Source organism: Sphingomonas alpina (assembly GCF_014490665.1).
Lineage (GTDB): Bacteria > Pseudomonadota > Alphaproteobacteria > Sphingomonadales > Sphingomonadaceae > Sphingomonas > Sphingomonas alpina.
The window spans coordinates 1,061,392-1,084,833 of sequence record NZ_CP061038.1 but is presented as its reverse complement, the minus strand read 5'-3'; the positions used below and the strand labels follow the sequence as shown (position 1 = coordinate 1,084,833).

The 23,442-nt window shown below is 64.5% G+C and carries 22 protein-coding genes and 1 tRNA gene; 16 read left to right on the top strand and 7 right to left on the bottom strand.

Annotation, left to right across the window (positions count from 1 at the left end; all coding sequences use genetic code 11):
* Positions 1–51: 51 nt before the first annotated feature.
* Positions 52–1,098 carry an alpha/beta fold hydrolase gene (locus H3Z74_RS05025; protein WP_187762865.1) on the top strand — a complete coding sequence of 349 codons (1,047 nt, stop codon included), beginning with the start codon at positions 52–54 and terminating at the stop codon, positions 1,096–1,098.
* Positions 1,099–1,155: 57 nt separating this feature from the next.
* Positions 1,156–1,689 (top strand): cytochrome P460 family protein, encoded by a 534-nt coding sequence (locus H3Z74_RS05020; RefSeq protein ID WP_187762864.1) that lies wholly within the window; start codon positions 1,156–1,158, stop codon positions 1,687–1,689.
* A 159-nt stretch (positions 1,690–1,848) separates the two neighbouring features.
* Here the strand turns inward: H3Z74_RS05020 and H3Z74_RS05015 are convergent, their stop codons facing one another.
* The 3 genes from H3Z74_RS05015 to H3Z74_RS05005 are packed head-to-tail and all read right to left on the bottom strand — an operon-like array spanning position 1,849 to position 4,370.
* Positions 1,849–2,628, bottom strand: a complete 780-nt coding sequence (locus H3Z74_RS05015; protein WP_187762863.1) for an alpha/beta fold hydrolase — start codon at positions 2,626–2,628, stop codon at positions 1,849–1,851.
* 25 nt (positions 2,629–2,653) lie between these two features.
* The gene (locus tag H3Z74_RS05010) at positions 2,654–3,067 is read right to left on the bottom strand and encodes an organic hydroperoxide resistance protein (protein WP_187762862.1); all 414 of its coding nucleotides are present in this window, start codon (positions 3,065–3,067) and stop codon (positions 2,654–2,656) included.
* A 28-nt stretch (positions 3,068–3,095) separates the two neighbouring features.
* The gene (locus tag H3Z74_RS05005) at positions 3,096–4,370 is read right to left on the bottom strand and encodes an epoxide hydrolase family protein (protein ID WP_187762861.1); all 1,275 of its coding nucleotides are present in this window, start codon (positions 4,368–4,370) and stop codon (positions 3,096–3,098) included.
* Between the two features lie 194 nt (positions 4,371–4,564).
* Here H3Z74_RS05005 and H3Z74_RS05000 point away from each other — a divergent pair, with 194 nt between their 5' ends.
* The 3 genes from H3Z74_RS05000 (at position 4,565) to H3Z74_RS04990 (ending at position 9,472) form a co-directional block, all read left to right on the top strand.
* Entirely contained in the window at positions 4,565–5,671 is a 1,107-nt protein-coding gene (locus H3Z74_RS05000) for a redoxin family protein (protein ID WP_187762860.1), read from the top strand.
* A gap of 13 nt (positions 5,672–5,684) precedes the next feature.
* Positions 5,685–6,518: an oxidoreductase gene (locus H3Z74_RS04995; RefSeq protein ID WP_187762859.1), complete on the top strand. Its 834-nt coding sequence runs from the start codon at positions 5,685–5,687 to the stop codon at positions 6,516–6,518.
* Positions 6,519–6,589: 71 nt separating this feature from the next.
* Positions 6,590–9,472: an ATP-binding protein gene (locus H3Z74_RS04990; RefSeq protein ID WP_229726895.1), complete on the top strand. Its 2,883-nt coding sequence runs from the start codon at positions 6,590–6,592 to the stop codon at positions 9,470–9,472.
* A 22-nt stretch (positions 9,473–9,494) separates the two neighbouring features.
* On the opposite strand, the gene H3Z74_RS24830 is transcribed toward H3Z74_RS04990, so the two are convergent.
* Together H3Z74_RS24830 and H3Z74_RS04980 are read right to left on the bottom strand one after the other, a co-directional pair.
* The gene (locus tag H3Z74_RS24830) at positions 9,495–9,734 is read right to left on the bottom strand and encodes a DUF3363 domain-containing protein (RefSeq protein ID WP_390901767.1); all 240 of its coding nucleotides are present in this window, start codon (positions 9,732–9,734) and stop codon (positions 9,495–9,497) included.
* Positions 9,735–9,971: 237 nt separating this feature from the next.
* Positions 9,972–10,061: transfer RNA gene (locus H3Z74_RS04980), tRNA-Ser, on the bottom strand.
* Between the two features lie 168 nt (positions 10,062–10,229).
* Here H3Z74_RS04980 and hspQ point away from each other — a divergent pair.
* Positions 10,230–10,589 (top strand): heat shock protein HspQ, encoded by a 360-nt coding sequence (gene hspQ / locus H3Z74_RS04975; protein ID WP_229726894.1) that lies wholly within the window; start codon positions 10,230–10,232, stop codon positions 10,587–10,589.
* A 78-nt stretch (positions 10,590–10,667) separates the two neighbouring features.
* Here hspQ and H3Z74_RS04970 read toward each other — a convergent pair whose 3' ends face one another.
* The gene (locus H3Z74_RS04970) at positions 10,668–13,439 is read right to left on the bottom strand and encodes a TonB-dependent receptor plug domain-containing protein (protein WP_187762857.1); all 2,772 of its coding nucleotides are present in this window, start codon (positions 13,437–13,439) and stop codon (positions 10,668–10,670) included.
* A gap of 241 nt (positions 13,440–13,680) precedes the next feature.
* Between H3Z74_RS04970 and rplU the strand changes: the two genes are divergently transcribed.
* The 3 genes from rplU (at position 13,681) to H3Z74_RS04955 (ending at position 15,054) form a co-directional block, all read left to right on the top strand.
* Positions 13,681–14,058, top strand: a complete 378-nt coding sequence (gene rplU, locus H3Z74_RS04965) for a 50S ribosomal protein L21 (protein WP_034156670.1) — start codon at positions 13,681–13,683, stop codon at positions 14,056–14,058.
* A gap of 13 nt (positions 14,059–14,071) precedes the next feature.
* Entirely contained in the window at positions 14,072–14,341 is a 270-nt protein-coding gene (gene rpmA, locus H3Z74_RS04960; RefSeq protein WP_034156671.1) for a 50S ribosomal protein L27, read from the top strand.
* A gap of 167 nt (positions 14,342–14,508) precedes the next feature.
* Complete coding sequence (locus H3Z74_RS04955) at positions 14,509–15,054, top strand: GNAT family N-acetyltransferase (RefSeq protein WP_187762856.1); 546 nt, start codon at positions 14,509–14,511, stop codon at positions 15,052–15,054.
* Between the two features lie 7 nt (positions 15,055–15,061).
* Here the strand turns inward: H3Z74_RS04955 and H3Z74_RS04950 are convergent, their stop codons facing one another.
* On the bottom strand, positions 15,062–15,922 hold the full coding sequence (locus tag H3Z74_RS04950; protein WP_187762855.1) for a metal-dependent hydrolase: 861 nt from the start codon (positions 15,920–15,922) through the stop codon (positions 15,062–15,064).
* A 67-nt stretch (positions 15,923–15,989) separates the two neighbouring features.
* Here H3Z74_RS04950 and H3Z74_RS04945 point away from each other — a divergent pair, with 67 nt between their 5' ends.
* The 7 genes from H3Z74_RS04945 (at position 15,990) to H3Z74_RS04915 (ending at position 23,370) form a co-directional block, all read left to right on the top strand.
* Positions 15,990–16,577 carry a TetR/AcrR family transcriptional regulator gene (locus tag H3Z74_RS04945; protein WP_187762854.1) on the top strand — a complete coding sequence of 196 codons (588 nt, stop codon included), beginning with the start codon at positions 15,990–15,992 and terminating at the stop codon, positions 16,575–16,577.
* A gap of 46 nt (positions 16,578–16,623) precedes the next feature.
* Positions 16,624–17,670 (top strand): GTPase ObgE, encoded by a 1,047-nt coding sequence (gene obgE / locus H3Z74_RS04940; protein WP_187762853.1) that lies wholly within the window; start codon positions 16,624–16,626, stop codon positions 17,668–17,670.
* A gap of 104 nt (positions 17,671–17,774) precedes the next feature.
* Positions 17,775–18,881, top strand: a complete 1,107-nt coding sequence (gene proB / locus H3Z74_RS04935; protein ID WP_187762852.1) for a glutamate 5-kinase — start codon at positions 17,775–17,777, stop codon at positions 18,879–18,881.
* The gene (locus H3Z74_RS04930) at positions 18,878–19,783 is read left to right on the top strand and encodes an NAD-dependent epimerase/dehydratase family protein (RefSeq protein ID WP_187762851.1); all 906 of its coding nucleotides are present in this window, start codon (positions 18,878–18,880) and stop codon (positions 19,781–19,783) included. The genes proB and H3Z74_RS04930 overlap by 4 nt, the downstream gene beginning before the upstream one ends.
* A gap of 79 nt (positions 19,784–19,862) precedes the next feature.
* Positions 19,863–20,105, top strand: coding sequence for an acyl carrier protein (locus H3Z74_RS04925; protein ID WP_187762850.1), 243 nt, complete (start codon positions 19,863–19,865; stop codon positions 20,103–20,105).
* 4 nt (positions 20,106–20,109) lie between these two features.
* Positions 20,110–21,372 (top strand): serine palmitoyltransferase, encoded by a 1,263-nt coding sequence (gene spt / locus H3Z74_RS04920; RefSeq protein WP_187762849.1) that lies wholly within the window; start codon positions 20,110–20,112, stop codon positions 21,370–21,372.
* A gap of 51 nt (positions 21,373–21,423) precedes the next feature.
* The gene (locus H3Z74_RS04915) at positions 21,424–23,370 is read left to right on the top strand and encodes an ATP-binding protein (protein WP_187762848.1); all 1,947 of its coding nucleotides are present in this window, start codon (positions 21,424–21,426) and stop codon (positions 23,368–23,370) included.
* Positions 23,371–23,442: the final 72 nt, after the last annotated feature.

Sequence of the window (23,442 nt, the reverse complement as noted above, 5' to 3'; positions counted from 1 at the left end):
GCGCGAGGCTATCTCCCATGCCGACCCCATTTCGCCTGGAAGGATTATGTCATGCCGAAGCTCTTGCCCGAACCGTATGCGTCCGATCGCCGCGGCTTCCTTCACGGCGCTGCCGCGATCGCCGCCGCAGTGGTGGGCGGCGCCAGTCCGGTGCAGGCAACCATGACGCCGCGCTCCGCGGGCTCGACCTCGACGCCCTTCGGGCCGGTAAAGCAAATCGATGCCGGCGTTCTCAGCATCGGCTATGTCGAGATGGGTCCGGCGGCCGGCCCAGCGGTACTGCTGTTCCATGGCTGGCCCTATGACATCAACGCCTTTGCCGAGGTCGCGCCCTTGCTCGCCGAGCGCGGCTATCGCGTGATCGTGCCGCATCTGCGCGGCTATGGCACCACCATCATCCGCTCGGGCGAAACACCGCGAAACGCGCAGCAGGCCGCCCTGGCGGCGGACGGACTCGCGCTGATGGACGCGCTCGCCATCGATAAGGCGATCGTCGCGGGGTTCGACTGGGGCGCCCGCACCGCGGACATCATGGCGGTGCTCTGGCCCGAGCGCTGTACCGCGCTCGTCTCGGTCAGCGGCTATCTGATCGGCAGCCAGGCAGGCAACGTCAAGCCGCTGCCGCCACAGGCCGAGCTGCAATGGTGGTATCAATTCTATTTCGCGACCGAGCGCGGCAAAGCTGGCTATGCCGCGAACACCAAGGCGTTCAACAAGCTGATTTGGGAATTGGCTTCGCCCAAATGGATTTTCGATGCTGCGATCTATGACCGTTCGGCTGCCTCGTTCGTCAATCCCGACCATGTCGCGATCGTAATCCACAATTATCGCTGGCGGCTGGGCCTCGCCCAAGGCGAACCGCACTATGATGCAATCGAGGCGAGGCTGGCCGCCGCACCGCCGGTGACGATCCCGTCGATCACCATGGAAGGCGACGCGAATGGCGCGCCCCATCCCGATCCCTCGCAATATCGCGCCAAGTTCACTGGACCCTATGAGCATCGGTTGATCAGCGGCGGTATCGGTCACAATCTGCCGCAAGAAGCGCCGGTTGCCTTTGCCAAGGCAGTGCTCGACGTGGCGAAGCTCTCGCGCTGAACGCCCTGGCCGGGCGCGTCCTTGCGGCGCACCCGGCGATCGTTCGAGGAGAATAGCATGAAGCGCCTTTCCATCTCCAGTCTTGCGTTCGCGATCTTGTCGTTCGGGGTATCGGCGGTCTTCGCCGCCCAACGCCCCGAGGATCAGCGCTCGCCGGTATATGGCGTGAAATTGCCCGAGGATTACCGCGACTGGACGCTGATCAGCGTCGCGCACGAAGCGGGCAGGAACAACGACATCCGCGCCATCCTGGGCAACGACATCGCAGTGAAGGCGTTTCGCGCGGGAAAGCGCCCCTTTCCCGACGGCTCGGTGATCGTGAGGCTTGCCTGGCAGTATCAATCATCGTCGCGCAACGACACGGTGTTTCCCGCACCGCAGTCCTTCGTCGCCGGCCCGCCAACCAACATCCAGGTCAGCGTGAAGGACTCGAAGCGCTACGCCGCGAGCGGCGGCTGGGGCTATGGGCAGTTCGAGAATGGTATGGCGAACCAGGATACGATGCTCACACAGTCCTGCTTCGCCTGCCACGTGAAGCTGGATGCGCTCGAGAAGAACGCGGATCTCGTTTTCACGGCCTATTCCCAATAGCAGGCGACGAACGCGTTGATGCATGCGGCCACTGCCCTGCTGCAGGCCTGTTCGTACCGTTACAGCGAAAGAGGCGCCCACGACCGGCAAAGGGGGGAGCGAAGCCGGTCGTGGGCACGAGGCGCTGGGGCAAGGGGGCTTGGACCGCCGGCGCTCGTATCATCGGGCGGCGGCGGCAGCCTTTTCGATCAGGCCAGCCACCGCGGCCGCGTTCGACACCATCACCACGTGCGACGCGCCCTTGACCACGAGCGTCCCCCGCGACTGGGCCCGATCCGCCATGAACTTGAGGGCGACAGGCGGGATGTTGCGATCCTTGTCGCCATAGACGAACCAGGACGGGATGTGCTTCCAGGCCGGCGCGGTCGAAGCCTCGCCCAGCGCCGCCTCGGCGACCGGGCGCTGGCCCGCGGCCATCAGCCGCGCCTCCGCCAAGGGCAGGTCCGCCGCGAACTGATCATGGAAGCGCGCCTGAAGGATGTAGAGATCGTTGCCGCCGTTCGTGAGCCTGACCGGCGGGGCCAGGGTCGGCGCAAGCGTGCTGCCGGGGAACTTGCCAGTAAGCCCCAGCGCCGTCTCGCCTGTGTCCGGCGCAAAGGCCGCGACATAGACCAGTGCCCTGACGTTCGACGCGCCTTCGGCTGCCTCACTGATCACCGAGCCGCCATAGCTATGGCCGACCAGGACGACCGGGCCCTTTATGCTCTTCACGAGGTCGCTGACGACATCGGCGTCGGCGCGCACGCCGCGCAACGGATTGGGCGCCGCAACGACGGAGTAGCCGTCGCGCTCAAGAACTGCGATCACGCCGTTCCAGCTCGACGAGTCCGCAAATGCGCCATGGACAAGCACGACCGTCGGCTTGGCGGTCTGGGCCAGTGCCGGTGCGGCGAGTGCAGAGGCGACGAGCAGCAGCCCGCCGGCGAGCAGTCTATTCATAGTCGATCTCCTGGTGGGATAATGGTCAGACAAGCGCGACGACCGCGTCGATATTGCCCTTGATCGCCTTCGAGTACGGGCAGGTACGATGCGCGGCCTCGATCAGCTGGCGGGCCATTTCCGCATCCACGCCGGGAACGCTCACGTTCAGCCGGGCGGCGAGCGAATAGCCGTCCTCGCCGTGCCGCAGATCGACCGTGGCATCGATCGCGAGGTCGGCCGGCAGAATAACGCCTTTGGCCTTGGCCGCGATCGCCATTGCGCCTTCGAAACAGGCGGACCAGCCGGCGGCGAACAACTGCTCGGGGTTGGTGCCGGGGCCGGTGCCGCCAGGGGTGGCAAGCTTGACGTCGAGGCGGCCGTCCGAAGCGCGTGCAACGCCGTCGCGGCCGCCAGTCACATGCACGTGCGCACTATAAAGAGTCTTGGTGTCGGACATCGGTCTGCTCCTTGGGTTTTTAGGGATCTCAGCGCAGCGTGCGGAAAGCGGCGCGCACTTCCTCGGTAAAAGCTTTGGGCTGTTCCCAGGCGGCGAAATGGCCGCCTTTGCCCGCCTCGTTGAAGTAGAAGAGATTCTTGTAGCAACGCTCCGCCCAGGTTCGGGGCGCGCGAAAGATCTCGCCTGGGAACACGCTCACCGCGACCGGCATGTCGATGATACCGCGCGCGTTGAAATTGTTGGAATGATCCTCCCAATAGATCCGCGCGGCGGACGCGCCTGTCCCGGTCAGCCAGTAAAGCGAGATATCGTCGAGGATCGCATCACGGCCGAGAACCCGTTCGGGCTCGCCGCCGCTGTCGGTCCATTGCGCGATTTTCTCGTACATCCAGGCCGCCATGCCGACCGGGGAGTCGACGAGCGAATAGCCAATGGTCTGGGGCCGCGTATTCATCATCGCGGCATAGGCGGCATTGTCGCGGTAAAAGGCTTCCAGCTGATCGAATGCACGGCGCTCCTTTGCTGAAAGGTCTGCCGGGGCGGGGTCGCCGGCGGCGAGGATTCTGGCGACGTCCGCAGGGACAACCGCGGGCATGTTGAGGTGGATGCCGAGCAGGCCGGGTACATGCTGAAGCGCCATGCGCTGGGAGATGACCGAGCCGCAGTCTCCGCCCTGGCTGACATAGCGGTCGTAGCCAAGGCGGTGCATGAGCAGGCCCCAGGCACGGCCGATATGGTCCGAGCCCCAGCCGGGCGTTGTCGGCTTGGCAGAGAATCCGAAACCCGGAATCGAGGGGATCACCAGGTGAAACGCATCTTCCGCCTTCCCGCCATGCGCAGTCGGATCGGTGAGCGGATCGATGACCTTGAGGAACTCGAGGACAGAGCCCGGCCAGCCATGGGTCAGGATCATCGGCATGGCATTTTCGTGCCGCGAGCGAACATGGATGAAATGAATGTCGAGACTGTCGATCTCGGTCATGAACATCGGCAACGCGTTGAGCCTGGCCTCGATCCCGCGCCAGTCATAACCGCGCGCCCAATACCGCATCAGCGTCTCGAGCGTTTGCCGCCGTACCCCCTGGCTGTCATCGGGTACCGGCTGCGCGTCCGCCCAGCGCGTGCCGGCGATCCGGCGCTGCATCGCCTGGATTTCTGCTGTGGGCACAGCGACCTTGAACGGGCGGATCGCACGGCTGCTGCTCGTCTCGGCCAACAGGCGGGCTGGAATGGCACTCGCGGCGGCGGCGATCGCGGTGCCGGCCACGAACTGGCGGCGCGACGCCCTGATATCGGCGAACATTGGCTTCTCCTGATCTGGTCGCGGCCAGATCTAGAGGGAGCGACGGCCCGGCACCCGTTAAGTGGCGTGATGCGCTGTTAGCGTTCGCGTGCGATATCTTCTCTCAGGAACTAACACCCGTCAGGCGCGGACTAACAGGCAGCGGCGCGCTTGCGCCCTACATCTGCCGGGAACCGCACGCATAAGGGCTCCCCATGATCCAGAAACGCTCCATCGGCTTTGCGGCCGCTGCCATCATCGCCGGGGCCGCAACCACCGCAATCTGCTTTGGCGACGCGCTCGGTCTCGCACGGTCTGCGGCCACCGACAGCGAAGCGACGGCCGCCGCGCCCATCGGCACTACCTCGCACCCGATCGAGGTGCTGCAGGGCAAGCCCTGGCTCGTGCCCGTTGCGGATGGCACCAAGGCGCTCGGCGGCAAGGTCGTTGTGGTCAATTTCTGGACCTATTCCTGCATCAACTCGCTGCGCGCCCTTCCCTATCTGCGCGCCTGGAACGCACGCTACGGGACCAAGGGTCTACAGGTGATCGGCGTCCACGCGCCGGAGTTCGCTTTCGAGAAGGATCCAGCGAGGGTCCGCCTCGCCATGAACCAGCTTGATGTCCGCTATCCGAACCTTCGGGACAATGACTATGCCGTGTGGCGCGCATTCGCCAACCAGGGATGGCCCGGATTCTACTTCATCGATGCGACGGGCAAGGTTCGCGGCTATCAGCTGGGCGAGGGCAAATATGACGAAGCCGAGCAGCTGATCCGCAAGCTGCTGACGGAGACGGGTGCCGATGTCTCCGACATTCCCCTCATCCCGGTCGAGGCCGGGGGCATTGAGGCACAGGCCGATTGGGCCGACCTCCGTTCGCCCGAAGCCTATATCGGCTATGACAAGGCCGCTAACTTTACCTCTCCAGGCGGTTTCGGGAAGGATACGGCGCGAACCTATGCCAGCGCCGCCACGCTCTCGCTCAACCAATGGGATCTGGCAGGCCGCTGGAGCGTCGGCGGCGAGCATGCGACACTGAACGGCGGCCCCGGCGCGATCCGTTTCCGCTTCCATGCCCGGGACGTCCATCTTGTGCTTGGCGGGGCGGCCGATGGCCGGCCGGTCCGATTCCGCGTGACGATCGATGGCCGGGCGCCCGGGAGCAATCACGGCACTGACGTCGACGCTGCCGGTTGGGGCGAGGTGAAGGAGGACCGGCTATATCAGCTCGTCCGCCAGCCCGGCGCGATCGCCGACCGCACCGTCACGGTCGAGTTCTCGCGCCCGGGCGTGCGCGCTTATGTCTTCACCTTCGGCTGATGGGAGCAACATCATGACTAGAACCTGGCTGGTGACCGGCAGTTCGCGCGGCTTCGGACGTGCGCTGTGCGAGGCGATTCTCGATGCGGGCGACAACCTGCTGGCGACGGCGCGCGACCCGGCCCAACTCGCCCGGCTCGGTGACGGTCGCCCGGGCAGGCTCGCCACCGCGCGGCTGGATGTCACATCCGAGGATGATGCCGCAGCCGCGGTGGCCGCCGCGATCGCCGAGTTCGGCACGCTGGACGTACTGGTCAACAACGCGGGCTATGGTGACGTCGGTTCGGTCGAGGACACGTCGATCAATTCGTTCCGTCGCCAGATCGCCACCAACCTGTTCGGCACGATCATCATGACCAAGGCGGTGATCCCGCACATGCGGCAGCGGCGCAGCGGCCACATCGTCCAGTTCTCCTCAGTTGGCGGCCGCGTCGGCGCTCCAGGGCGCGCGCCCTATTCGGCGGCGAAATGGGGCGTCGAGGGTTTCTCGGAAGTGCTCGCGCAGGAGATGCGACTGGTCGGCGTTCGGGTGACGATCGTCGAACCCGGCGGCTTCCGCACCGATTTCGCCGGCGCCTCGACGACGCTCGACGCTGGCCGCGCCGAGTATGACGCGGTCGTCGGCAATGCCGCGCGGATGCAGGCCGCCTATCACGGCAGGCAGCCTGGCGATCCGCATCGCGGTGCAAAAGCAATCCTCGAAATCGTTGCGGCCGAAGCATCACCGCTTCGTCTCCCCCTCGGAAGTGACGCAGTCGCGGCAATCGAGCGCAGCGACGAGGCCCGGCTCGACGAGCTGAACCGCTGGCGCGCGCTCAGCATTTCGACCGATTTTCCGCAAGGATAGGAGATCGCGGGATTGAGGCGCAGCGCCGCTCGCGGCATGGTCCGGCCGAACGGACAGGGATTCGGGGGATCGTGGCAGATTTGGATCAGCAGGCTGGCGCGCCCATATGCTTCGGGCCGTTCCGCCTGTCGCCGGGCGAGCGCCTGTTGACCAGGGACGGCGAACCTGTCGAGATCGGCGGCCGTTCCTTCGATCTGCTTGTGGTGCTGACCGAGCAGCCTGGCCGGGTCTACTCCAAGCGTGATCTTCTCAAGCGCGTCTGGTCCGATGTCGTCGTCGAGGACGGCAGTCTCCGCTTCCACATGGCCAGCCTGCGCAAGCTGCTCGGCGACGGCATCGACGGTGCGCGCTATATCGCGACCCAGGTCGGCGTCGGTTATGCCTTTGTCGCGCCGGTCGAGCGGCAAGGCGATACCCCCCTGCGCCGCCTGGTGGAAGAGAATGCCAGGGCGCCCGCGAGCAGCACCAATCTGCCCGCGCGCCTCGCCCATCTGATCGGGCGGGAACGCGACATCGCCTTTCTGGTGGAGCGCGTCGTCGATACACCGCTCTTTTCGATCGTCGGCGCGGCAGGCGTCGGCAAGACCTCGCTCGCGGTCGAGGTCGGCCACAGGCTCACCGCCGCATTCGAGGACCAGGTCGCTTTTGTCGATTTCGGCATGCTCGAAAACGAGGCGGTCGTGCCCTCGATGATCGCCGGCGCAATGGGGATCGCGGTCCAGAGCGGGGATCCGCTCGCGGTGATCCTCGGCCATTTGCGCGAACGGCCTTATCTGCTCATCCTCGACAATTGCGAGCATGTCATCGAGCCGGTCGCCAGCATCGTCGAACGGATCGTCGAGGATGCGCCCCTGGCGCGCGTACTCACCACCTCGCGCGAGCCGTTGCGCGTGCGCGCCGAGCATGTGCTGCGCCTCGATGCGCTGGGATATCCCGAGGAGCTGGCCGGGCTGACGCTTGACCAGATCCTTTCCTATCCCGCAGTGCAGCTGCTGTGCGAGCGCGCCACCGCCGCCGACAGCGCGCTCGTCATCGACGAGGAGGCAGCGCGCCTGATTGCCGAGATGTGCCAGCGTCTCGGAGGGATGGCGCTGCCGATCGAGCTGGCCGCGACGCGCGTGGCGACGCATGGCGTGGCCGCCGCCGCGCGCCAGTTGGGCGAGCGGCTCAGCCTTGCCTGGCCGGGGCGGCGCACCGCCCAGCCGCGGCAGCAGACGCTGCGGGCAATGCTCGATTGGAGCTACGATCTGCTCTCCGATGCCGAACGCACCGTGTTCGAACGCGTTTCGGTCTTTGTTGGCCCGTTCTCGATCGACGCTGCGGTGGAGGTAGCAGCGGATGTCGGCATCGGGTCGGACGAGGTCGCCATTGCCCTGGACGAACTCACCTCAAAATCGCTGATCGCTCCAGACCGTACACGCCGTACGGTCAGCTACCGGCTCCTCGATATGACCCGCGCCTATGGCCGGGAGAAGCTGCTCGCGCGCGGACCAGCCGAGCAGAATGCAGTTGCGCGCCGCCACGCCGCCTTCTTCCTCGCCGAGCTCGAAGTGGCGGAGCAGGACGATGGCTGGCTGCAGGACACGAAACCTCTGCGCCAGCAGCTCGGCAATATCCGCAGCGCGCTTGACTGGAGTTTCGCGCATGGCAGCGAGCGCGGGATCGCCGTGCGCCTGGCCGCGGCCAGCGCGCCGGTCTTCCTCACGCTTTCGCACATGATCGAATGCCGCTCGTGGTGCGCCCGCGCGCTCGCGGAGATCGACGAGCCGGAGCGCGGTACCGCGCTCGAGCTCGAGCTCCAGGCAGCACTCGGTATCACGCTGATGTTCACCAGGGGCAATAGCGAGGCAGCGGGACAGGCGCTTGACCGCGCGCTGGAGATCGCGACGAGCCTCGATGACAAATGGAACCAGCTGCGCCTGCTCGGCCGCCTTCACATCTTTCACGAGCGTATCGGCGAATATGAGGCCGCGCTGCGTCATGCCGAGCGAGCCGTGGAAATCTCCGATATCCTCGGCGTGCCCGAGGCGATCGGCATCGCTTATTCGCTGTCCGGTATCTCGCACCATCTGCGCGGCGACCAGAAGCGAGCGCGGCGCGAGCTCGAACTTTCCTTGCAAAAGAGCCCGCCTTCGACACGCAGCCGGACGATCCATTATGGCTTCGACCACCGAAACCGCTCCGGCATCGCGCTAGCGCGCACCTTGTGGCTCACTGGTCATTCCGAACAGGCCGGCCACCTCGCGCGGCAGACTGTCCGCGAGGCTGCGGCGCTCGCCCATTCCGTGACCCATTGCATCGCGCTGATCTGGTCGCTGTCCGTCTTTCTCTGGATGGAGGATATCGCCACGGCGGAAAGGGATCTTGCGACCTTTACCGAATGCGCGGAGCTTAACGCGCTGGGACCTTACGTCGCGGCCGCGGCAGGCTTTCGCGGTGAACTGGCGATCCAGCGCGGGCACGCCGGCGACGCGTTGCTTGCATTGGAGGAAAGCCTCGCCCGGCTACGCGCCGCACATTATGAGCTACTGACAACCCCATTCTCGATCGCGCTTGCGCGTGGCCTCATCCTGAGCGCGCGGCTGGATGAAGCGCAGGAACTCATCGCCGCCACGCTCGCCCGCTGCAACACGAATGGCGAACGGTTTGCGGTGCCGGAACTACTCCGGCTCAGGGCGCAGCTACTGCGATTGTCCGGCCAAGATGCGAGTGAGAGCCTCGCCGTCCTTGACGAAGCGCTCACGCTCAGCCGGGAACAGGGGGCTCGCGCCTGGGAAATGAGAATTGCCGTCGATCTCGCCGAAACTCTCGACGCCGGGCAAAGAAGGCAGGAAGCGGTCGCCTTGCTGGGGACGGTCTGTTCGGAAAGTTCGTCGGACGACGCTGCAGCACAGCGCGCTCGCCGGCTATTGGAGTCGCTATTGTCTCAAGGAGGCGCGGCCGGAACAGTCTAGCTCAGCACTCAGCCAACACCATTCACTTAACAAAACAGGCCGTGTCGGCTGAGCGCAATGTCGGAATCTGGGCCGCTAACGATCCCGCTGGCGATGTCGGATGCGGATCACGACATGCTCGGCCCTCACGACCGCGCCCGATCGACAAGCTGACGCCGTCGTCGCGCAGGATGCCCGACACCGGCTTGCCGATCTGCCGCTCCAGCACCGGCCGCCACGGCACGAGCGTGAACTCGCGCGATTTCTCGATCCTGAGAGGCACGAGATCGGTAATGGCCGGTTTGCCCGGGGCTTGGCGGCACGAACCTTCGCGTCGGTGAGCAATGCCGGTCTCCTGGAAAGTAGCACGATTTTCCGACCGCGCGCACCGCGCTGGAGTACCCGAATTTGCCGAAACGGGCGCGAACGGGCGCGGCCGAACTGATCGACCAAGCGTCGGTTTTCAGTAGGAAAAAGTCGATCCCAATGGACCAGTGGGGAACCCCTGTGGAGGGCCCCATGGCGGAGAGGGTGGGATTCGAACCCACGGTACCCGTGAGGGCACGCCGCATTTCGAGTGCGGTACATTCGACCACTCTGCCACCTCTCCGCGAGGTCTTTTGATGCCTCTCCGGACAAAAGTCCGAAGCGATACCGGTCGATGAAGGCGGGCCTCTAACGCACCACGCATTGGCTGACAAGCTGGTGTAACCGTATCATCGCTTGTGCGGAGCAAAACAGTGACTAGATTGTGACCATGCCCCGCTCACATATCCCGATGACGCCGGCCGACAGCAATGTCGCCATGCCCCCCGTCGCGCATGCCCGCTTCACGATCGGCGATGTCGTGCGCCACCGCGTGTTCGATTTCCGCGGCGTGATCTTCGACGTCGACCCGATCTTCGCCAATAGCGAGGAATGGTATGAGGCGATTCCCGAGGACATCCGTCCGCGCAAGGACCAGCCTTTCTATCATCTGCTCGCCGAGAATATGGAGTCGAGCTACGTCGCTTATGTCAGCCAGCAGAATCTGATCCCCGATGAAAGCGACGAGCCGATCGACCATCCAGCAATCGCCGGGCTGTTCACGGACTATGCCGATGGGCGCTACACATTGCGGCGCGAACACCGACACTGAGTCGCGCCAGCCTGCATGGATCGAAAAAGGGGGAGCCGAGGCTCCCTCTTTTCTTTCTGGCGACATGCCGGGGTATGATCAGAAATTGACCGCAACCCGGGCGTAGACGAATCGCCCGTTGAAGCCGAACGGCGCAAGCCCCGTATAAGGCAGGTACTGGAAATTCGCCGGATAGACCCCGCCCACCGATGCCGGCCGCGCGCCGGTCGGGCGGCGATCAGGATAGACGTCGAGGATATTGTCCGACCCGACCGCCAGGGTGAAGCGCTTGGCGAAGGTGTAGCGGATTTCGAGGTCGGTCACGAACTTGGCGCTGAGGATCTGGTCATCCGGGCCAAGCGCAGTCAGGCTGGTCGAGGCGGCACCGAGCGGCAAAGCCGCATCGGGCGAGATGACCTCACCATAACGCGTGGTGCGTGCGGTAATGCCGAAGTCACCGATATTGCCGTCCGCGCTGAGCACCAGCTTCGACGATGGCTGGCCATCGGTGAAGCGAATGCCTTCGACCCGACCGAACAGAACGATATTGGGGATCGCCGCGACCGGCCCGAGCGTGTTGAGGCGACGGTCGATCTTGTTGTCACTATGATTATAAGCAGCCGTGAAGTTCCAGTTGCCGAGGCCCGAGATGTTGGTGCGGTAGCTGATCACCGCATCGACACCTTTGGTAGTGGTGTCGAGGCCATTGATGAAGAAGCGCGCTGCACCAACGCTCTGGAAGCCATTGGCGTCGAGGATCGCCTTTACCGCTGCGTTCACCGCCGCTGTGCCACTGCCCGCCGCGCCGAGATTCTCGGTCAGCACGACCCGGTCGCGAATCTTGATGTTGTAGTAATCGACCGTCAGGTTCAGCCCGCGCAACGGGTTGGCCGTGGCACCGATGCTCAGATTGACCGACTTTTCGGGCTTGAGCGGTTTGGCGCCCAGCGCACGGGCGACCGGACTGTCGACCGCGAGCGTGCTGATATCCACCGGCAGACCGCCGATGAAGTTGGTCGAGGTGGTGGTGAAATATTGCTGCTGCAACGACGGCGCGCGAAAGCCGTTCGATACCGATCCGCGAAATGCGAAACCGGGCGCGAATTCGTAGCGCGCCGCGAATTTGACGTTGGTGGTGCTGCCAAAGTCGCTGAAATGCTCATACCGGCCAGCCAATGTTGTGGTGAGCCCGTCGACCAGCTCGGTGTCGAGCTCGAGATAGCCGGCATAGCTGTCGCGGCTGCGATTGGTAATTGCCGAGACCGGAATGCCGGGAAAGCCCTGCGCGCCGGCTGCCGCGGCCCGACCGGGGAAGCTGCACACCCCGTTGCCGGCATTGAACACCCCGACCAGCGTGATGCAGTTTGCTGCGGTGGTCACGACCGACGGGCGGAAGAGCGGACCGGCGGCATAGGATTGCGTGTCGCCGGCGCGAATCTTGAAATTCTCGTTGCGATATTCGGCGCCTGCCGCGACGGTCAGCGGCCCTGCAAAACCGACCTCGAACGCCTTGCTGAAATCGAGATTGGCGACGACTTGCCGGAAGGCCAACCCGCCGGCGTCGAAATCGCTCTGGCTGGCCGTGCCGAATGAGGTGTTGAGGCTGTTCTCGACGCGGTAATCGAAGGAGTTGCGGCCATAGCCAACCGACAAATCGGTGGCCCAGCCAGCGACATCACCCTTGACGCCCAGCGTGCCGGCATAATCGTCCAGGTTGGTATTGATGAGCGGCAGGAAGCCATCGGGACGCAGCGCGGTGAAATTCGCCGCGATCGGGGCGGTGTCCGGGGTGATAGTCGAATAGTCGCGGTTGCCGGCATTGTTGGCCTGGCGATAATTGGCCGCGCTCAGGCCATCACGATGGCTGTACGACCCGAACGCATAGGCGTCGAAATCGCCGACCGGAATGCTGGCGTTGACGAAGACATTGTAATCCTCGGTCTTCGCGTCGCCATAGCGGAAGCTCAGACGGTTGAAGGTCAACTCGCGCGGGTCGAACGCAGCGGTGGGGCGGTTGTAATTGGGGCGGATATCCGCCGCCGAGCGATTGGTCGCATTGCGGTCGCGATATTCTCCGGTCAGGTTGATGAACCCCTCACCGATCGGAATACCGATATTGGCGGCAAAGGTCGTGAACTCACCATCGCGCGCCTTGCGCTCGCCATTGGTATTCACCGCGAAGGTGCGGGGGTCGGCGCTGTCGAGAAAGGGTTGCCCGCCGACCGTCTGGAGCCCGGTGACATTCTGCACGCCATCGACGGTGGTGATGTACTTGCCGAAGCTCGCCTGCGCCCGTCCACCCTTGCTGCCGCGCTTGAGCTGGATGTTGATCACGCCGGCAATGGCATCAGAGCCATATTGCGAGGAGGCGCCGTCGCGAAGGACCTCGACCCGCTCGATCGCCAGCGCCGGAATGGTGTTGAGATCGACCGCCGCCGAACCGCGCCCGATCGTGCCGTTGACGTTGAGCAATGCCGAGACGTGGCGGCGCTTGCCATTGACCAGCACCAGCGTCTGATCGGGGCTAAGGCCGCGCAGCGTTGCCGGGCGGAGCACGTCGGATCCGTCGGAGATCGACGGCTGCGGGAAATTGAACGAGGGCACGAGCTGATTGAGAATCTTGTTGGTTTCACCCAGGCCCGACGACGACAATGCTTCGGACGAGATCACATCGATCGGAACGGCGCTGTCCGACGCGGTGCGATTCGCGACACGCGTACCGGTGACAATGATCGGATCGTCGATGTCATCGGGCACCGCCGCCTGCGCGGCATCGTCGACCGTAGCGGGCGTGGTCTGGGCATAGGCTGGAAGGCCCAGTGCCAGCGTGGAAGCCGACACCGACAGCAAGGCTATCATTGAACGACGCATCTGTTTTCCCCCGATAAAACGGACATATGTCCGAATCGGAACTAGCTTATGCGGTCATTTTCATGTCACAATGCGGAAACTGATCCAAAGACAATGAATTGCATGAGTGTTGCCATGCAGCCACAGCCCAAAAACGGCGCTTCGCGGTTGACAGCAGCGCCCTCCTCGCCTAGCTGGCCACTCTTTCCCGCGTCGGGCTTGCTCGACGTGGGTCATTATCGTTTTGAAAGTGATGTAGGCCATGTTCGCAGTCGTGCGCACGGGCGGCAAGCAGTATCGCGTCGCCGCCGGAGACAAAATCGTCGTCGAGAAGCTCGATGGTGAAGCAGGTTCGTCGATTTCGTTCAGCGACATTCTGCTCGCCGGCGAAGGCAGCGAGCTGAAGTCGGTCGAGGGGCTGACCGTCTCCGCCGAGATCATCGCTCAGGCGAAGGCCGACAAGGTTATCGTCTTCAAGAAGAAGCGCCGGCACAATTACCGCCGCAAGAACGGCCATCGCCAGCAGCACACGATCCTGAAGATCACCGCGATCGGCGCCGCCGAGAAGAAGGCGAAGGCAAAGAAGGCCGATGCGGCCCCGGAAGCAGCTGGTGCGGAAGCGCCGGCAGCTCAGGCGTAAGGAGTAATTCGAGATGGCACATAAGAAAGCAGGCGGTTCATCGCGCAACGGTCGCGATTCGGCCGGTCGTCGCCTTGGCGTGAAGAAGTTCGGTGGCGAAGCGGTCGTCCCGGGCAACATCCTCGTGCGTCAACGCGGCACCAAATTCTACCCGGGCACCAATGTCGGCATGGGCAAGGATCATACCCTGTTCGCGCTGACCGGCGGCCGAGTGACTTTCAAGGAAGGCAAGCTCGGACGTAAATTCTGCTCGGTAGAAATTATGGCGGCCGCGGCCGAATAAACGGGCAACCGATCGGGTTGCCCAGCAGGGCGACCCGGGTTTCCGACAGGAAACCTTGAAAAGGGAGACGGGTCGCCCCGCCTCCCTTTTTTCATGCTCCCTCCCCAACCATTGTCGCTGGCACGTCACGCAGACGTGGCAGCGGCGGCGCGACGAGGAGAGTATCGATGTTCGCTCGGACCAAGAGATTGACGCTGCGGCCCGGCTGGCCGGAAGAAGCCCCCGAACTGGCCCAGGCCATCGCCCATGAAAGCGTGGCGATGAAGCTTGCCCGCGTGCCCTGGCCCTATCACCAGGATCATGCCGCCGACTGGCTGGCACGACCGCGCACCGCCACCAGCACGGAATTCGTCATCGTCAGCCATGAGCATGGCCATGGCATCGTCGGCGGCATCGGCCTGCACGAAGAAGAGAACGGGCTGTTCAACCTCGGCTACTGGCTGACGCCGGATGCCTGGGGACGCGGTTACGCGACCGAAGCCGGGCGTGCCGTGCTGCACATGGCGCGGCATGCGCTGGGACTGAAGCGGCTGACCTCGGGCCATTTCGTCGACAACCCGGCATCGGGCCAGGTGCTGCACAAGCTTGGCTTCCGCGAAATCGGGCGGGCGCCCCTCTTCTGCCTCGCTCGCGGGCGCGAGGTGGCGAGCGTCAAGATGGAGCGCGACCTGAGCGAAGACGACCGAGGCGCGGACATGTGCCTAGCGGCCTGATCCCCGATCAGGCCGCTACGGCTTGGCGCGGCAATATTGCGTCGGCATAATCGCTTTCGGCGAGCGCTATCAGCTTGCGATCGTCATGATTCCATGGGTGAAAGCCGGGCAGGAAAAAGGACAACCACGCGCCGAGGATCTTGCGCGCCATGCCGGGGCGGCCCAGCGCATACCAGATGATCCCGCGATGCGCGCGCCAGCCCGTGATGCCGTCCTGACGCAGCAGTTCGAGCATGCCGCGATACCGGCCTTCGAAGAATTTGAACGTGGTGCCGAGCATGACGAGCGCCTTGATGTACCAACGCCTCAAGCGCGACCAATCCCTCGTCGCATGGAGCCAGGTGTCATAGGCGACACCCTTATGCTCGATCTCCTCCGCGGCGTGCCAGCGCCACAGCGCGGCCGCCTGCTCGTCACCGCCGGCCAGATGTCGCGGATTGGCGATCAGCTCGTGCGCCAGCATCGCGGTGAAATGCTCGAGCGCCATGGTCGCGGCAAGGCTGGCGATCGCCGGACGCCCCTTGGTCATCGCCAGGGCTTCATCGATATGCCGTTCGAGCTTCGACACATCATATCCCTGGTCGGTGACGTGCCGATTGAAGGCGACATGCTCGCGGGTGTGGATCACTTCCTGCTTAATGAAGGCCTGAATCTCCGCGGTAAGCCGCGGCGACGCGCCGTCGCGAAAGTTGCGCACGCTGTCGACGAAGAACCCCTCGCCCTTGGGAAAGGTGACCGACAGGGCATTGTAAAAGGCCGTGGCGAACGGGTCGTTGTTGAGCCACCAGCGCTTGATCGATCGACCGCGACCGAAGCGCAGATCGCGCGGCGTGATGGTCAGATCGGCGGGAGTTGTTGCTTTCGCCACGAAAACCTCCAAACAGGAATGTCGACGGTTCAACTTACATCACTGTCAATAGGACATATCTACACTCGTGTCAATAACTCGCAGACGCCTCAGCCCGGAAGAATCACGCGACGCCGCGATCGAGGCCGCGCGTGCGCTACTCGTCGAGGCAGGACCCCAGGCGGTCACGCTCAAGGCGGTTGCGGCACGGATCGGGCGAACACATGCCAATCTGCTGCATCATTTCGGCTCGGCGGCCGACCTGCAAAAGGCGCTGATCGCGCACCTTGCGGGTACGATCACCGCCCAGATCGGCGAGGCAGCAAAGCGCGCCCGCGCCAGCGATCAGAATCCGCGCGAAGTCGTCGACATGACCTTCGATGCCTTTGCACGCGGCGCCGGCGCGATGGCGAGCTGGATGATCCTGACCGGCAACGAAGATGCGCTCGACCCGATCCTCGAGGCAATCCATCGCCTGGTCGACGACCTGGCTGAAGATCATACCCACCCCGGCCCGTCGATCCATGAAGAAACGCTGCAGTTGGTGCTGACCGCGCTCGGCGACGCGCTGCTCGGCGGACCGATGGCGAAGGCGCTGGGCCTGCCTCGGACGGCGGCTCGCGAGCTGGCTGTGAAGGCGCTGATCGCCTCGCACACGGGCGTTCCGGTCGCCTGACGTCGCCAAGCTGGCGATTGTGCGCCTTTCGAGCTAAGGGGCGCCCATGCATTTTCTCGACCAAGCAAAGATCTTCGTCCGATCGGGCGCGGGCGGCGCCGGCGCCGTTGCGTTCCGACGTGAAAAGTTCATCGAATATGGCGGCCCCAATGGCGGCAATGGCGGCAAAGGCGGCGATATCATCTTCGAAGCGGTTGCCGGGCTGAACACGCTGATCGATTTCCGTTATACCCAGCATTTCCGCGCCCCGCGCGGCGCGGGCGGATCGGGCCAGAACATGACCGGCGGCGGCGGCGATGACATCATCATCCGCGTCCCGGTCGGCACTCAGGTCCTGTCCGAAGACAAGGAGCAGGTACTGGCCGACTTCACCGCACCCGGTGAACGCGTCGTGTTCCTGCGCGGCGGCGATGGTGGACGCGGCAATGCCAGCTACAAGACATCGACCAACCGTACACCGCGCCAGCACGGCACCGGCTGGCCGGGTGATGAGATGTGGGTCTGGTTGCGGCTGAAGCTCCTTGCGGATGCCGGGCTGGTCGGCATGCCCAATGCGGGCAAATCGACCTTCATCAACGCGGTCACCAACGCTCAGGCCAAGGTTGCGGCCTATGCCTTCACCACCACCCGCCCGCAACTGGGCGTGGTGCGCCACAAACATAACGAGTTCGTCGTTGCCGACATCCCAGGCCTGATCGAGGGCGCAGCCGACGGCGCCGGGATCGGCGACCGTTTTCTGGGGCATATCGAGCGCTGCCAGGTGCTGCTGCATCTGGTCGACGCGAACGACAAGGATGTCGCGGAAAGCTATCGCATCGTCCGCGACGAACTCGAAGCCTATGGCGGCGGGCTGATCGACAAGCCGGTGGTCGTCGCACTCAACAAGATCGATACGCTCGATGACGAGTTGATCGCCGCCCTGTCGGCTGAACTCGAGGAAGCAAGCGGTGCGGAAGTGATTCCAATCTCGGGCGCCGCCGGCACCGGCGTCGACTGGGTGCTCGACAAGCTACTGGAAGTGATCGGACCGGGTCCGGGCCGGGTCGGCGAGGACGATGAAGGCGAGGATGCCATCGAATGGTCGCCATTGTGACGACGCCGACGCGTTCGCGGTCGAATCGCTGATGGCCTGATACCGAGGCGCGGATCACGAAGTTGCGCATTGGCGCGGAGGTGACGGCACGCTAACGCACGCCGATGACTCTCTTCCCGCCCCTTTCCTGCCCCAGGCTGACCGTCAAGATCGGGTCGGCGCTGCTGGTCGACCCCGATGGCGGGGTACGGCGGGACTGGCTCGCGGGTATTGCCGCCGATATTGCCGAGCGTGTCGGCGCCGGGCAGCAGATCGCAGTCGTGTCGTCGGGGGCGATCGCGCTTGGCGCGCGACGGTTGAAGCTCACCAAGGGCGGACGCGCGAGCCTTGAAGACGCGCAGGCCGCGGCCGCCGTGGGGCAAATCGCGCTCAGCCAGGTCTGGGCCGAAATGCTTGGCGCCGAAGGGCTGACCGCGGCGCAGATGCTGGTAACACTGGATGACCTCGAGGATCGCCGTCGCTACCTCAATGCCGCTGCCACGCTCGATCGGCTGCTGGGCCTCAAGGTCGTGCCGATCCTCAACGAGAATGACAGCGTCGCGACCGAGGAGATCCGTTTTGGCGACAATGACCGGCTCGCGGCACGTGTCGCGCAAGCCGCCGGCGCACAGGGCGTGGTGCTGTTGTCGGATATCGACGGGCTGTACGACCGCAATCCCGCCCTCCCCGGCGCCGTTCATATTGCGCGAGTCGAACGGATCGATGCGGCGATCGAGGCAATGGCCGATCGTGGCTCCGCTTCGGGCATGGGGTCGGGGGGCATGGTTTCCAAGATTGCCGCGGCCCGCATCGCCAACGCGGCGGGCGCGCACCTTGCAATTGCGAGCGGGCGCGTCGATCGCCCGCTGTCGAGCGAAGCGCGACATACCTTGTTCGTCGCGGAGAAAAGCGCCCCGGCACGCAAGGCATGGCTCGCCGGCGGACTGACCGCGAAGGGCATGATCCATATCGATGCGGGTGCGGCCAAGGCGTTGGCGGGCGGAAAGAGCCTGCTCGCAGCGGGAGCGACGCGAATCGAGGGCAGCTTCGCGCGTGGCGACCTGATCGCCATCTCCGGCCCCGATGGCGCACCCTTCGCGCGCGGTCTGAGCGAATATGACGCGGCCGATGCGGTTCGCATTACCGGCAAGCGCAGTGACGAGCTTGGCGCGATCCTCGGCTATGCGCCGCGCGCCGCGCTGGTTCATCGCAACCATATGGCGCTGCTATGAGCATCATCGCGATCACCGGCGGGACCGGCTTTGTCGGCGGGGTGCTGATCGACCTCGCGCTCGCCGCCGGGCACCCGGTGCGTGCCCTTGCGCGCCGCGATCAGCCGGCGCGAGACGGCCTGACCTGGATCGCCGGATCACTCGAAGATACCGATGCGCTGTTTCAACTGGCGACCGGTGCGGATGCCGTGGTCCATGTCGCCGGCGTGGTAAATGCGGCCACACCGGCCGGCTTCATCAGAGGCAATGTCGAGGGGACGGCGAACATGCTCGCGGCGGCGGCGACGCTCGGCATTCGTCGCTTCGTGCATGTTTCCTCACTCGCCGCGCGCGAACCGCAGCTATCCAATTATGGCCATTCGAAGGAACGCGCCGAGGCGGAGGTGCTGCAATCGGACCTCGACTGGACGATCGTTCGCCCGCCCGGCGTTTATGGTCCCGGCGATATGGACATGCTCGACATGTTTCGCGTGGCGAAGCGCGGCATCGCACTGCTTCCGCCACCAGGCAAGATATCGCTGATCGAGGTCAGCGATCTCGCCCGGTTGCTGCTCGCTCTGGTGTCGCACGACCCTGGACGGATCATCCTTGAAGCCGATGACGGCGCCGAGGACGGGTGGACGCATGACGCCTTCGCTCGCGCGATCGGTGCGGCGGTCGGGCAGCGCGTGCTGCCGCTGGCGCTGCCCAAGACACTGCTGTCGCTCGCCGCGCGGGGCGACCGGCTGCTTCGCCGCGACAAGGCCAAGCTGACGCCGGACCGGGTGGGCTATCTCAGCCATCCCGACTGGCGAATCGATCCCGAGCGGCGTCCGTCACCCGACCTGTGGCAGCCCCGGATCCCGACACCGCAGGGCCTTGCCGCGACCGCGGCATGGTATCGCGCCAACTCACTGCTATAACACCGCCGGAAAGCCGCCGCATTTGCTTGTCACGGATGGCGCCGATCCATCACACCCGATATGTCATGTTAGGAACATCATGAGCGACCGCAGCCAGATTTTCGACACCGTCGTCGCCCAGATCGAGCCGTTCAACAAAAAGGGCACGGCACTGTCGGACGCGACGACGTTCCAGGGCGATCTCGAATGGGACAGCCTGACCGTGATGGATTTCGTCGCGGCGATCGAAGACGAGTTCGAAATCATCATCACGATGAACATGCAGGCCGAGATCGAGACCGTCGGCCAGCTCGTCGATGCCGTTGCGAAGCTGAAAGCCTGACCCGATGACCGATGCCGGCCAGACCACCGAGAAACTGCCCGCCGATCCGGCCGTGATCGCGCCGGAACGCGACCTGATGTCGAAGTTCGACGGCCTGATCGCCGAACGCCAGGCGCTGATCGACACCGGCGTCACCGATCCGTTCGCGATCGTGATGGAGAAGGTGAAATCACCGACCGAAGCGGTGATCAACGGCAAGGACACGATCCTGCTCGGCACCTATAATTATATGGGCATGACCTTCGATCCCGACGTGATCCAGGCGGGCAAGGACGCGCTTGACCAGTTCGGCTCGGGCACCAACGGGTCGCGCATGCTCAACGGCACGTTCCGCGACCATATGGATGTCGAGGAAGCGCTGCGCGAATTCTATGGCGTGACCGGAGCGATCGTCTTCTCGACCGGCTATATGGCCAATCTCGGCATGATCTCGACGCTCGCCGGCAAGGGCGAATATGTCATCCTCGACGCCGACAGCCATGCCTCGATCTATGACGGCTGCCAGCAGGGCAATGCCGAGATCGTCCGTTTCCGCCACAACAGCGTCGAGGACCTCGACAAACGGCTCGGCCGCCTGCCCAAGGAGCCGGGCAAGCTGGTCGTGCTCGAGGGGGTCTATTCGATGCTGGGCGATATCGCGCCGCTCAAGGAAATGGTCGCGGTTGCCAAGAAGCATGGCGCGATGGTGCTGTCCGACGAGGCGCATTCGATGGGCTTTTACGGCCCCAATGGCCGCGGCGTGTATGAGGAGCAGGGCTGCGAAGGCGATGTCGATTTCATCGTCGGCACCTTCTCCAAATCGGTCGGAACGGTCGGCGGCTTCTGCGTCTCCAATCACCCGAAGTTCGAGGCGATCCGCCTCGCCTGCCGCCCCTATATCTTCACGGCCTCACTGCCGCCGTCCGTCGTCGCCACTGCCGCCGCGTCGATCCGCAAGCTGCGCTACGCCCATAACAAGCGCCAGCATCTATGGGAAAATGCTCGTAAATTGCATGGCGGCCTGACCGCGATGGGTTTCAAGCTCGGCACTGAAAAACCCGACAGCGCGATCATTGCGGTGATCCTGGAGGATCAGGAGCAGGCGGTGACGATGTGGCAGGCGCTGCTTCACGGCGGCCTGTACGTCAACATGGCACGCCCGCCAGCGACGCCCGCCGGCACCTATTTGCTGCGCTGTTCGCTCTGCGCCGAACATACGACCGAGCAAATCGATGCGATCCTCGGCATGTTCAAGGCAGCCGGCCAGGCCGTGGGCGTGATCCGCTAGACGATAACGGCGGCTTCCCTAGAGTTGCGTGAAAGTGTAGATTTGCACGTAATGAGTGGGATCGAGGGCGAGATAGAGGTTTCGGCAAAACCGCCGACACCCTGGCGCACCATCATGCTGGTCGTGGTGGCGCTGCTGGGCGCGATCGTGCTTGTCGCGCTGATCGTCACCCTGGGCGAGGCGAACCGCCAGCGCGACCGGGCGATCCGCGCCCAGTCGCACAGCTATGAAGTGATGATCCTGGCGCGCACTTTGTCGGGGACGATCGCGCGGTCCGAGGCGTCGCTCGGCCGCTACGTGATCAGCGCCGACAAGTCGCTCGGGCGGCTCTATTTCGACGAGTGGCAATTGGCCGGGCAGCAGATCACCCGGCTCGACCAGGTCACCAATGACAATCCCCCGCAACAGGCGCGAATCGACGCATTGCGCCGCGCCTATAATGCGCGCGGCGCCGAATTGTCGCTGACCGCGCTGAGTACCAATTACGGCCAGAACAACCAGGCGCTCGCGCGCTATTATCAGGCGCGCAAGGCGATCTCGCTGACCGAGATCAACCAGCAGCTCGACGGCATCATCGCCCAGGAACGCCTGCTGCTCGACCGCCGGACCGGCGCGGCAATGCGCTCGGTCGATCAATCGAACAGCGTTGCCAAGGTGCTGGTGGTATTCGGCATCTTGATCGTGCTTGGCGCGATCGCACTTGGCTGGCTGACCGTCGAAGCACTCGGCCAGCGCGCCAGCGCCCGGGCCGAGGCCGAGGCCGAGCGCGAGCGCGCGCATGAACTCGAAGAGGCGGTGACTCAGGCGACCGCCGAACTACGCCAGCAGGAAGGCAAGCTCCGCCAGGTCCAGAAGATGGAAGCCGTGGGCCAACTTACCGGCGGTATCGCGCATGATTTCAATAATATGCTTGCGGTAGTTCTCGGTGGACTGGAACTCGCCAAGCGGCAATTGCACAATCATTCCAGCCCGGCACTGCGTCATATCGAAAGCGCGATGGAGGGCGCGAACCGTGCCGCCGCGCTGACCCGGCAATTGCTCGCCTTCTCGCGCGAGGAATCGCTTCGCCTCGAGCCGATCGCGGCCGGCGAGCTGATCACGGGCATGTCCGACCTGCTCGACCGTACGCTTGGCGACGCGATTACGGTGGTCGCGCGCGATATCGGCCGGGGATGGCTGACTCATGCCGATCGCCATCAGCTTGAAAATGTCATTCTCAATCTCGCGGTCAATGCGCGCGACGCGATGGAGGGTCGCGGTACGCTGACCATTGTCACGTCCGGCACGGCACTGGCCGAACATGCGGTCGGGCGCTGCCCGGCAGGCGAATATGTCACGATCGCAGTGTCCGACACGGGCTGCGGCATGACGCCGGAAGTGATGGAGCGCGTGTTCGAACCCTTCTTCACCACCAAGCCGGTGGGCAAGGGTACCGGCCTGGGCCTGAGCCAGATTTTCGCGTTCGTGCGTCAGGCCGAGGGTGAAATCGGCCTGCAGTCCGAACCCGGCAAGGGCACGACCGTGACCCTTTATCTGCCGCGGGACGCAACCGCTTCCGTATCGAAAGCCGAGCAGATTGCAGCAGTGCCCGAGCCCGTGGCGCCCTTGGCGCTCGATATCCTGGTGGTCGAAGACGATGAGCGCGTGCTCGCCGCGACGATGGGCGCGCTGGAGGAGCTCGGTCACCGCGCGATCGCCTGTGGCGACCCGCTGGCCGCGCCCGCACTGCTGCAGAGCACGGGGCATATCGACCTGATCATGTCGGACGTGCTGATGCCCGGTCAGACCGGGCCGGAGATGATTGCCGCACTGGCTCCGGACTATCGCCATGTCGCGGTATTGTTCGTGACCGGCTTTGCGGGCGAGGCGAGCGAAGCGGAATTCGGCGGCCATCATGTCCTGCGCAAGCCCTTCACCATGGCGGCGCTCGAGCGTGGCATCGTAGCGGCGATGGCAGTCGAGCGCCCTGCCGCGCCGCACAGTATCGCGGCCGAATGATTTTCCGGTGACGTAGCGTCGCGCCCCCGATATAGCCGGTCGATACGGTTCCGCCCTTCTCGCCCGCCTTTT

Excerpts from the sequence above, each read along its gene's own strand:
- H3Z74_RS05015 (WP_187762863.1), bottom strand. The coding sequence starts at position 2,628 with ATGAATAGACTGCTCGCCGGCGGGCTGCTGCTCGTCGCCTCTGCACTC.
- H3Z74_RS04915 (WP_187762848.1), top strand. The coding sequence starts at position 21,424 with ATGAGTGGGATCGAGGGCGAGATAGAGGTTTCGGCAAAACCGCCGACA.
- obgE (WP_187762853.1), top strand. The coding sequence starts at position 16,624 with ATGCATTTTCTCGACCAAGCAAAGATCTTCGTCCGATCGGGCGCGGGC.
- spt (WP_187762849.1), top strand. The coding sequence starts at position 20,110 with ATGACCGATGCCGGCCAGACCACCGAGAAACTGCCCGCCGATCCGGCC.
- H3Z74_RS05010 (WP_187762862.1), bottom strand. The coding sequence starts at position 3,067 with ATGTCCGACACCAAGACTCTTTATAGTGCGCACGTGCATGTGACTGGC.
- H3Z74_RS05025 (WP_187762865.1), top strand. The coding sequence starts at position 52 with ATGCCGAAGCTCTTGCCCGAACCGTATGCGTCCGATCGCCGCGGCTTC.
- H3Z74_RS05005 (WP_187762861.1), bottom strand. The coding sequence starts at position 4,370 with ATGTTCGCCGATATCAGGGCGTCGCGCCGCCAGTTCGTGGCCGGCACC.
- H3Z74_RS04955 (WP_187762856.1), top strand. The coding sequence starts at position 14,509 with ATGTTCGCTCGGACCAAGAGATTGACGCTGCGGCCCGGCTGGCCGGAA.
- H3Z74_RS04970 (WP_187762857.1), bottom strand. The coding sequence starts at position 13,439 with ATGCGTCGTTCAATGATAGCCTTGCTGTCGGTGTCGGCTTCCACGCTG.
- proB (WP_187762852.1), top strand. The coding sequence starts at position 17,775 with ATGACTCTCTTCCCGCCCCTTTCCTGCCCCAGGCTGACCGTCAAGATC.
- hspQ (WP_229726894.1), top strand. The coding sequence starts at position 10,230 with ATGACGCCGGCCGACAGCAATGTCGCCATGCCCCCCGTCGCGCATGCC.
- H3Z74_RS04930 (WP_187762851.1), top strand. The coding sequence starts at position 18,878 with ATGAGCATCATCGCGATCACCGGCGGGACCGGCTTTGTCGGCGGGGTG.
- H3Z74_RS04925 (WP_187762850.1), top strand. The coding sequence starts at position 19,863 with ATGAGCGACCGCAGCCAGATTTTCGACACCGTCGTCGCCCAGATCGAG.
- H3Z74_RS05020 (WP_187762864.1), top strand. The coding sequence starts at position 1,156 with ATGAAGCGCCTTTCCATCTCCAGTCTTGCGTTCGCGATCTTGTCGTTC.
- H3Z74_RS04995 (WP_187762859.1), top strand. The coding sequence starts at position 5,685 with ATGACTAGAACCTGGCTGGTGACCGGCAGTTCGCGCGGCTTCGGACGT.
- H3Z74_RS05000 (WP_187762860.1), top strand. The coding sequence starts at position 4,565 with ATGATCCAGAAACGCTCCATCGGCTTTGCGGCCGCTGCCATCATCGCC.
- rpmA (WP_034156671.1), top strand. The coding sequence starts at position 14,072 with ATGGCACATAAGAAAGCAGGCGGTTCATCGCGCAACGGTCGCGATTCG.
- rplU (WP_034156670.1), top strand. The coding sequence starts at position 13,681 with ATGTTCGCAGTCGTGCGCACGGGCGGCAAGCAGTATCGCGTCGCCGCC.